Origin of the sequence: Mangrovimonas sp. DI 80, from assembly GCF_001975575.1 — a bacterium.
Lineage (GTDB): Bacteria > Bacteroidota > Bacteroidia > Flavobacteriales > Flavobacteriaceae > Mangrovimonas_A > Mangrovimonas_A xylaniphaga.
On record NZ_MSDT01000001.1, the window covers coordinates 145,623 to 155,220 of the forward strand.

Below are 9,598 nucleotides of genomic sequence, written 5' to 3' on the forward strand. Positions count from 1 at the left end.
AACCACCAACCAAATCAACTTAAAATGAAACTGAAAAAATATGCTTCATGGGGCCTTCTAAGCCTGCTTTTAGTCACAATCATTGCAGGCATCTTTGTGTCATTAAGAGTCAAGTCGCAGGTCAAGGAACTCTTCAAAATGAATAAACATTTACAGGAAGAGGGCTATTATATGGGCGAATTTGAGTTTCATATGGTTGGTTTTGGCTATTTGATTGGCAAGGGCCATTATTTGGAAGCCCTTCAAGGCGTTTCAAAATACCATGCCTTCTTGAGCAATAAAGAGAACCTTATAAAAATACCCAACTTTAAGAACAAGCAGGACGAAATTGACTTTTATCTCAACCTTCAAAATCCAGAAACTGGAGCCTTTATGGACAGTTCCGCGCCGTTTTGCACCTACTTTTCCAACACCGAAAATATGGTAATGCATCTGGAAGCCTTGCAAGATTCCACAAGCAAACCGTTACAGCTGAAATATCCCCTCTCCTTTCTCGATAACATCAACACGCCCCAAAAACTGGAAGCTTACCTCAACGACATTTCCTATATGAACCGATTGGGAGCCAAATTCCCCCAAACCTCGTTTCACTTTGCTCGGGACATCTTCAGCAATGTAGAGCCCAATAATGTTATTGAAAGAAACGGCCTGTACCACTTTACTCCCGAATGGAAACAAACCATTTTACAATGGATGTACAATTTTCAGGATGCAGAAACCGGCTTATGGGGTCCAAAACACACAAAAACCAAGGAATTATTGAAATTTGATATCAACAACAGCTATTCCATTGTAAAGAAATTTCGCGACACCAATGGCGAGGATATCTACGAGGAATTTCCCCTGCGATATGGTGACAAACTGTTTGGGGCTACCCTTGAAGGCCTGAAAGTGCCCATGCCGGCGGATGATGAATTGGAATGGGTACACGAATGGAATTTGAAGCAGGCCAAAGGGATTAAAATGCTCCTGGCCTGTTTATGGAAAGATGCCTCTGCTGAAGACCGAAAAGCTGCAAAAGACATCATTGCCAACTTCATCAAGGTGAGCTTCGACAAATACTATGTGGCTGATGAAGGTGCCTTTAGTTACTATCCCAACTCAAAGCACGCCACGGTAGATGGCATGAACAACATGATCCTGAAAAGAATAGGCGCCCTTTCCTATGCGCGGCAAAAACGGTATTGGGGTGCTGCGGAAGCAAATGCCAAAGCTTTGGAACCCCTGACGGTGGACACTTTGGCCGAAAACGACCTCAGTGCCATTTCAAACATCCCAGACATCAACTCTTGGCGGATTTATACCAGTCAACCCGATTTAAAAAAGCTCTATGACCATGTTTCCGCAGTGTATTATCCAACCAATACCAAGGTTTTGGACATCACAGAACTTGTGCCCAACATCATTTCATGGACGGAAACCACAAGCCTTTCCACAGGCAACTGGAAATCGATGGCAGACATTACAAACGAATACAGCTCCTACCATATCCAAAAGCCACTTATTTACCGTGAAAAGGTCCCATATGAAGACCTCAACCAACTTCTGGAACAAACTTCGGAGTTGCATATTATTGGATTCGACATTCTGCAAATCCCTCGGTTTATCCAGAGGATTACTAAAGAGAACAAAAGAGATACCTTATGAGAATTGCCTTTGTCATCTTCATGCTACTCCACGCGGCCATCCATTTGTTTGGATTTGCCAAAGCCTTTGGCTTGGCCGAATTAAAAGAACTCAGGTTGCCCATTTCAAAACCTACAGGCATGGTATGGCTGCTGGCAGCGGTTCTGCTCGGCATTTACAGCATACTGTATCTCACACATGCCAAGTACCATTGGCTTTTTGGAATGTTGGCCGTACTCCTTTCCCAAGGGTTGATTGTCTACTTTTGGAAAGATGTTAAGTTTGGCAGCATCCCAAATGTCCTCATCCTAATGGTGGTTTTTGTGAGTTTGGGATCCTTTTTGCTAAAACGTGAATTCACTTCCAGGGTGCAACATGACCTTTTAGAGAACAACACCTTTCCAACCGATATCTTGACTGAAAAAGACATCGCACATCTCCCCGCTCCTGTGCAAGACTATTTGCGATACACCAAATCTGTTGGGCAGGAAAAAGTAAAAAACTTCAGGGCCGAGTTTGTGGGCGTGCTGCATTCCAAACCAAACGACAAAGGCATGAAAGTCCAGTCTGTGCAGTACAATTTCTATGAAAACCCATCCCGATATTTTTATATTACCGCCACTAAAATGGGCTTACCGGCCACTGCCCTGCATTTGTACCAAAATGAAACTGCCACATTTCAAGTAAAGTTGCTCAACTGGATCACTTTGGTGGATGCCAAAGGCACACAAATGAACCAAGGGGAAACCGTTACTCTATTTAACGACATGTGTGTGATTGCTCCTGCAACCCTTATTGATAAAAGGATACGTTGGGAAGCCATCAACGATACCGTAGCCAAAGGAACCTTTACCAACGGCAACATCACCATAAGTGCCAAATTATACTTCAATAAGAACCACGAACTGGCAAATTTTATTAGTAATGACCGCTACGAAACAGATGGCAACACTTATCGTAACTATCCTTGGTCTACCCCTGTAAAGGACTATAAATTGATAAATGGCTATTTGCTGCCAAGCCAAGGAAGCATGATATACCACAAGCCCGAGGGCGATTTTACCTATGGGGAATTAGGCTATAAAAGCGTCACCTATAATGTCACGGAACTAAAAGACTAAGTATTTTAAACAACACCAAGAACAACCACGGCAAACCTTGAAATATACCTCAGCCTACAAAAGACAGTTTTTTCATACTAATTTTAAAGAAAACCCCTATTTTTAAGCAAAATAACCAACCTTGCTGATATCATGGGTATAAAACCATGGTGTTTAGCCCTTTGTTGTGCCTCATACGAAGAAAAACCTACAAATGAAGAAAAATTATAAAGCTATTCTGATTTCAATGAGTGGAGTAAGAGTTTATAATAAACGATTACTTGACCTTGGATTGACCTTACCCGGATTTGTAGAAAGAAGTGAAGTAATTGCAAGTTTGCCAAGTTTAGGCTTATTAACTCTTGCCTCTCATACACCTGAAAATTGGAATATAATCTACAAAGAATTAGATAACTTTTCAGAATCTGACATACTTGAAATAATTAGCGAAAAGCCAGATATTATTGCTTTTTCTTCATTAACAGCAAGGATTAATGAAACTTACGAATTATGTAAGCGATTTAAAGAAATTGGAATTACGGTCGCAATTGGAGGCTTACACGTTTCAGCAATGCCAGAAGAAGCTACAAAATTTGCTGACATTATTATTCAAGGAGAAGGAGAAATAATTTGGGAAACCATCCTTAAAGATTTTCAAAATAATGAACTAAAATCAATTTATAGTTCAATTTCAAACCCTAAATATAATTTCAAGTTCAAATTTTGTAAAGTTCCGAAATATGAATTACTCGACATTTCAAAATACAATAGGTTAACAATTCAAACAACAAGAGGTTGTCCTTTAAATTGTAGTTTTTGTGCGGCTTCACGAACAATAAGTGCATACAAAAAGAAATCAATTTCACAAATCGAAAAAGAACTTAACAAAATACTTGAAGTTTGGGAAAGACCTTTTATTGAGTTAGCTGATGACAATACATTTGTAGATAAAAAATGGTCGAGAGAATTATTAACTCTATTTGGGAAATATAATATTAAATGGTTTACCGAAACCGATATTTCTATTGCCTATAATGATGAATTGTTAGAGTTATTGGCAAAATCAAACTGTGCTCAAGTCTTAATTGGATTTGAAACTGCAAACAAAAGAGGTTTAAAAGGTATTGACAGAAAAGATTGGAAGCATAAACAATTTGATAATTACCTAAAAGCAATTGACAAAATACAGTCGTATGGAATTTCAGTAAATGGTTGCTTTATTCTTGGATTCGACACAGACACAAAAGATACTTTCAAAGAAACAGAACAATTTATAATTGACAGCAATCTTTCCGAAGTTCAAATTACTTTACTAACGCCCTTTCCTGGAACAGAACTTTACAATCAGCTAAAAAGTCAAAACAGATTATTAAAAGACAACTATTGGGATAAGTGTACATTATTTGATGTGAATTTCATTCCAAAAAACTTTACTGTTCAGGAACTTGAAACAGAATTTGAGAAACTAATGAAAAGAATTTACTCTAAAGAATTAGTTGCGAATAGAAAAAAACATTTTAAACGAACGTTATTAAATAAAAGACAAACAAAAACATATGAGTCTATTTAAAACCTTAATAAAACTATTAACCTTTAAGTTATCCAGAGACGAAATGTTAAATTTTAATAAGCGTCATTTCATTCTTGGTTTGATAGGAACTTGGTTAGTTGGAATGGGAAGATATTGGGATGATATTGGTGCTAATTGGATGCAACATTTAGGTTTAGGTTCAGTTATATACATTTTTGTTTTAGCCTTCTTTATTTGGCTGATTTTACTTCCTTTTAAAATTGAAAATTGGAGTTATTTCATTGTAGTCACTTTCATAGGATTAACTTCATTTCCAGCAATCTTTTACGCAATTCCTGTTGAGAAATTTCTATCAATCGAAACTTCAAACACCATAAACATCTGGTTTTTAGCTATTGTAGCTGCTTGGAGATTAGCTTTATTGTACTACTTTTTAAAGCATTTTACTAAATTGAGTAAAGGAAATATAATTACTGTTACTATAATGCCAATTTGTGTAATTATATCTGTTTTGACAATGCTAAATTTACATAGAGTTGTATTCAATATTATGGGTGGAATGAGAAACCCAACACCACACGATAGTTCTTACTTTGTTTTGATGCTATTGACTGGATTGTCACTAATTTTATCAATACCCTTATTGATTTCATATGGAGTTGGAATTTATAACAGACGAAAATTATTAAAGGAAGAATAAAGTACGAAGGCACAACAATGTGTATAAGCAATAGCGGTTTAAGTGATAAAACGAAAGTATAAACATAAAACAAAGGTCAATGCAAAACCGAAAGGTTAGTGAGTAGAAATCCGCTACTACTCATGGCCAGACCGTTATGCTTCATTAAAATCAAACATTAACCAATGGCAAAAATCTTTAGAAAAGTAAGACAGAATATGATTAGCGATAATAAAGTCGTCAAATATCTTCTTTATGCTATTGGAGAAATTATACTAGTAGTTATTGGAATTTTAATTGCCCTAAGTATCAATAACTCGAATGAATTAAAAAAAACACGAGAAGCAGAGAAAGTCTATCTAAAAGAAATAAAGAGTGATTTAATTCAAGATACATTATTGTTGTCTCAAGTAATCAAAGACCACAAATGGCGAATTGCTCAATTAATGTCTCAAGACACAACTATTGACTTTATATTCGAGGAAATTATTGGTAAGCTACCCAAAGTGGAAGGAGTATCTGAATTAGAATATATTTTCTTTACAGATAGAAAATTTCGACCAAAAATTGGAACTTATAATTCGATGATATCTGAAGGAAAATCAAACATTATAAGCAATCGTGAGCTATTTAATAATATTCAAAATATCTATGAATTGGAAGCCCAAAATATCATAACCATTGGAGAGGATGTATTGGATCGTTCTAATGAATTACGAAATAAATATGCTTATGAAATAAAATATGGTGATTTTGGCTCACCTATTACAATTACAGACAAACGAATATTAGCTGATATTTATATTTCATCTAGACAACTTAATTATTATACAAGGCAATCCGTTATATTAAAACAGAGTATTACAAAGTTAATCGAGCTCATAGATAATGAATACCAGTCATTAGAATAACCTAGGTCTATAATATTTGTAACAAATTTCAATCTAACACGCCATATAGGTCTAAAGAAATAAAATGAAAAATCAAATTCTACTATTACTGGCCTTAGTATTACTAAGTGCATGTAACGACTCATCTAAACCCAGCACTACCATGCAGCCTACTCTAACCGATTATCAACTCGGCGAGAAATGGGTCTGGAAATATAAAGGTGTGACTACTGAAGGAGAAGTTCGCTCAGATGGAACAGATACAAGAGAAATAATAAGTTTTGACGGAGTCCTAGCTATGACTATTGGAAAAGATACCATTCCCGTTACCGAAATTGTTAAACCAGATGTAAGTGAAACACCGAAGTACGACTGGCCTCTCGAAGTGGGTAAAAAGTGGAAATATGAAAACAGTTGGACAAGTCAAGATGGAACTACTGGAAACCAAAGTCAGAATGCCGAAGTACTATCATACCAAGAAGAAACAGTAGAAGCGGGGACATTTATGGCCTACACAATAAAATACACGGGAAAAACTACCAATTCTAGAGGATATAGTGCAAATGAAACAGAAGTTTGGTTATATGCACCTGCTGTAAAAAACTTCATAAAACTCACTCAAAATCAAGGTGATTTTCACTATGTGGAGGAATTAATCGAATATTCAAAACCAAAATAAAAAACGAAGACAACAATGGCTATTAGTAATTGCTTGTTCTCGCCTACTTCTCAAATTTCCTGTGAAATTTTCAGTTTGGTTTGTACTTGTAAAGTTAATCGCTAAACCACGCAACTATTCATAGCCGAGACCGTTAGCCACAAATTTGAAAAAATGAGAAAAATAACATCTCAACTTCTAATTTTAATAACATTAACAAGTTGCTATTTTGGTGCAAACGAATCTGGAGTACATATAATTGATGACTTTTATTTGATTGGTTGGGATCAAAAGGATTGGCAAATTGTATACAGCTTGGATAACAAAATATATGATCCGGAGAAAATAATTGTTCAGCACGACGTTTTTGCTGTCGGCAATAACAAAGATTTCATAATTGCAAAGCAACACCCCTGTGAGAACACCTCTCCTCACCTAATAGATTTTGACAACCCCAAACCAAATAAAACTGTTACAAATTACTACATTATAAAGATTATGAAAGGTGATAATAATTACCAAATACATAAATTTAAAAATGAAAATGACTTTAGAAAAGGAAAAATAAACCTTGGTGTTCCTAATAATTTAGAATACACGTTTTATGATGAAAAATTAGAATAAACTAGCTGCCCGCAGAACAAATTATTCTTTGTTGCAGATTTTCACGTAACGAAACCATAAATAAACCGCTAGTTATAAGGCCAATGAAACACTTCAAAAAAACATCCTTTTTAGCACTCGTATTGGGATGGATTGGGCAAATAATAACTCACATTATTTGGTCAAATTTGAGATATGGAAATGCTTCAAGCGGAGACACGGGAGTAGTAATTTTTTGGTCTTCCTTTTTTCTTCTCATATATTATTCCCTATTTATCCTTTTACCTGGAAAACGAATAATCAAACTTTCCGAGAACAACGGAATTTTAATTTTCACAATATTGTCGGGAGTTTATGCTTTAATTGGATTTACAATTTTAATTGGCTGGGTATTTTTAATATCAAACAACTTTTTAGGAGTTTTTATAGACGCCTCTATTTGTGGAGTAATATTCGGACTGACTTTCCATCTGATTTGGAACAAAAAACGAAATGAATTAAAACAAATACATTTGATTCCTATCCTGACATTGCCTATTATTTTTCTTTTCATTTATTTATTTGCATTCCCAAAGCTTTTACCATCTTTAGCTTATAATGTTGTGCCGCAATATGTGAGACACGATATTTTAAAAAATACAATTCCAAAATTCAAAGTTGGTGATGAATTATCGAAATTACAAAAAACATTACCTGGAGAGTTTGATTTTAAAGATTGTCACGGGAATCAAGGAGCGATGTTAGAAAATTTTCAATATGTAATCGAAGTAAATTGCTGTAAAATAATAAGAATTGAATATGGACCTAGACAAAAAACTGGGTATACTATGGGAGGAAAGAGAAATCCCTGCAACTAACAAAGCTAAACCACCTTTATTCTAGATAAAACATTCCAAAAAGTGCTCCCTTCTTTAAATACTAAGATTCCTGTTTCTTTTTCAAAAACGTAGACCTAATCAAGCCAATGGCGGCTCCACCAAAGCCATAGGTAGTAATGATAAAACTAAGCCGTATGCTATAATGAGAAATTAGGCTTCCTGTGGCCTCTGGCAAAAAGGCTTCAGAGCGGGGGTCTATGGCAGGCATCATGGCAAAGGCCAAAAAAATACTGGAATTGGTAAAGGCGCCTATAACCATAGCCCATTGCACATGCCAAGCCAGAGACACTTTTGCTGCTGAGACACCCAAAATCAAGGCGGTCATTAATAAAAAATCGATATGCCCCTGTAAGACGCGCTGTGGATCTCCCGGAAATATGAATCGCGCTATAGGCACATCGGTATACACCCCAATCAGGGACCAGGCCAAAAGCAATCCAATAAGCAGGTAGATGCCAGAGGCCCGCAATAATAACTTGTTATGTTTCATGTTGCGTGTAGTTGGTTTCTCATGTGTTTTATCGCAGCAATGGCGCAGAAAATGGACACTTACAATCCTTCTAAAACACCGGTTGTCTATCGATTAAAGTTAATCAAATTTCAACGCACACAAAAAAACAGCACAAAACTGCTGCTGTTTTCTTTCATTTTATAGGCTAAAATCCCCTGTAAATTACCCTCTATGGAGCTCTAAATATTGGCGCTTTCTTGGCTAATTGCTTATTTCAAAATACGTAGCCCCACATTCAAATAGGCCCTGCTTTTTACGTCCAAATCCAATTCCGTATTAAGGTTGTCATCTTGTACCTGAAACACATTTCGAACGGCAATACCGCCTCCTGTAGTCACGTAAAGATCGCCTATAAGCTTAAATTGAAACTCTGGTCCCAAGGTGATTCTGGAATAGGACAGCCTGTTTAAATCTAAAGTGGAGGTAATGTCATCAAAATGCACATTGTACAAATTACCATACACCGCAGCCTTAAGCCCCAATCGGTACTTTTCATTGAACACATAGTATTGACTTGCATAGGCAGGCAAAATTACCGAGGTTAACCACTTTTCCTTTTTATAGGTAAAGCTCACAAGGGGAATGATGGTTAAATTTCCAAAACGACTGGTATAGGCCAATCCAAAACCATACTGAAAATTTTGGCTTGCCCTTTTGGTAGCCATGGCCGACACCTGGAAGATAAAATCATCGGAATTCAAACGTTTATGAAAATCGGAGGCTATGGTAGGCATGGCATTGAACACAAGCCTCCAACGTTTGGGCAGCACACTAATAAGCCCAATAGACAATTGAATAGAATGATAGCTCTCTTGGATGTCCAAGGCACTTTGGTCGAACGTTGTATGATAGTTGAATAAGGTATAGTTGATGCTATTGAACAAATAGGTCTTTTTTTCCTTTAAGGGAAAAGCTAGCTGCATGGTCAAGCGTTGCTCGTTCATTTCCAGTTCTCCCCTATCAGTATCGGTATTAAAACTAGTCTTTGGATAATTGAAATGGTCTAAGGTCAACAACGGAAACTTATGGAATTGCTTATATACGGTAGAATCCTGAGCACTCTCTTGGGCCGTAACAGTTAGCGTGAATAGCACTAACAAAAATAAGGTAAGGTGTAGATTG

General features: G+C 36.4%; 10 protein-coding genes. 8 read left to right on the top strand and 2 right to left on the bottom strand.

Annotated elements, in window-relative coordinates; all coding sequences use genetic code 11:
• Positions 1-24: 24 nt before the first annotated feature.
• From BKM32_RS00635 to BKM32_RS00670, 8 genes are all read left to right on the top strand, one after another.
• On the top strand, positions 25-1,647 hold the full coding sequence (locus BKM32_RS00635) for a hypothetical protein (RefSeq protein WP_076662077.1): 1,623 nt from the start codon (positions 25-27) through the stop codon (positions 1,645-1,647).
• On the top strand, positions 1,644-2,747 hold the full coding sequence (locus BKM32_RS00640; protein WP_123812035.1) for a DUF6544 family protein: 1,104 nt from the start codon (positions 1,644-1,646) through the stop codon (positions 2,745-2,747). Before BKM32_RS00635 ends, BKM32_RS00640 begins: the two co-directional genes overlap by 4 nt.
• 193 nt (positions 2,748-2,940) lie before the next feature.
• Positions 2,941-4,296: a B12-binding domain-containing radical SAM protein gene (locus BKM32_RS00645; RefSeq protein WP_076662079.1), complete on the top strand. Its 1,356-nt coding sequence runs from the start codon at positions 2,941-2,943 to the stop codon at positions 4,294-4,296.
• The gene (locus BKM32_RS00650) at positions 4,283-4,957 is read left to right on the top strand and encodes a YIP1 family protein (protein ID WP_076662081.1); all 675 of its coding nucleotides are present in this window, start codon (positions 4,283-4,285) and stop codon (positions 4,955-4,957) included. The genes BKM32_RS00645 and BKM32_RS00650 overlap by 14 nt, the downstream gene beginning before the upstream one ends.
• Before the next feature lie 164 nt (positions 4,958-5,121).
• Positions 5,122-5,847, top strand: a complete 726-nt coding sequence (locus BKM32_RS00655; protein ID WP_123812036.1) for a DUF6090 family protein — start codon at positions 5,122-5,124, stop codon at positions 5,845-5,847.
• A 142-nt stretch (positions 5,848-5,989) separates the two neighbouring features.
• Positions 5,990-6,505, top strand: coding sequence for a hypothetical protein (locus BKM32_RS00660; protein ID WP_253187366.1), 516 nt, complete (start codon positions 5,990-5,992; stop codon positions 6,503-6,505).
• Between the two features lie 153 nt (positions 6,506-6,658).
• Positions 6,659-7,108, top strand: a complete 450-nt coding sequence (locus tag BKM32_RS00665) for a DUF3997 domain-containing protein (protein ID WP_076662087.1) — start codon at positions 6,659-6,661, stop codon at positions 7,106-7,108.
• Between the two features lie 83 nt (positions 7,109-7,191).
• A complete protein-coding gene (locus tag BKM32_RS00670) occupies positions 7,192-7,944 on the top strand; it encodes a hypothetical protein (protein WP_076662089.1) in 753 nt (250 codons plus the stop codon).
• A gap of 61 nt (positions 7,945-8,005) precedes the next feature.
• Here the strand turns inward: BKM32_RS00670 and BKM32_RS00675 are convergent, their stop codons facing one another.
• Together BKM32_RS00675 and BKM32_RS00680 are read right to left on the bottom strand one after the other, a co-directional pair.
• Positions 8,006-8,455, bottom strand: a complete 450-nt coding sequence (locus BKM32_RS00675; protein WP_076662091.1) for a hypothetical protein — start codon at positions 8,453-8,455, stop codon at positions 8,006-8,008.
• 230 nt (positions 8,456-8,685) lie between these two features.
• Positions 8,686-9,598 (bottom strand): DUF6268 family outer membrane beta-barrel protein (locus BKM32_RS00680; RefSeq protein WP_216349589.1); only part of this gene is annotated, 913 nt, incomplete at its 5' end.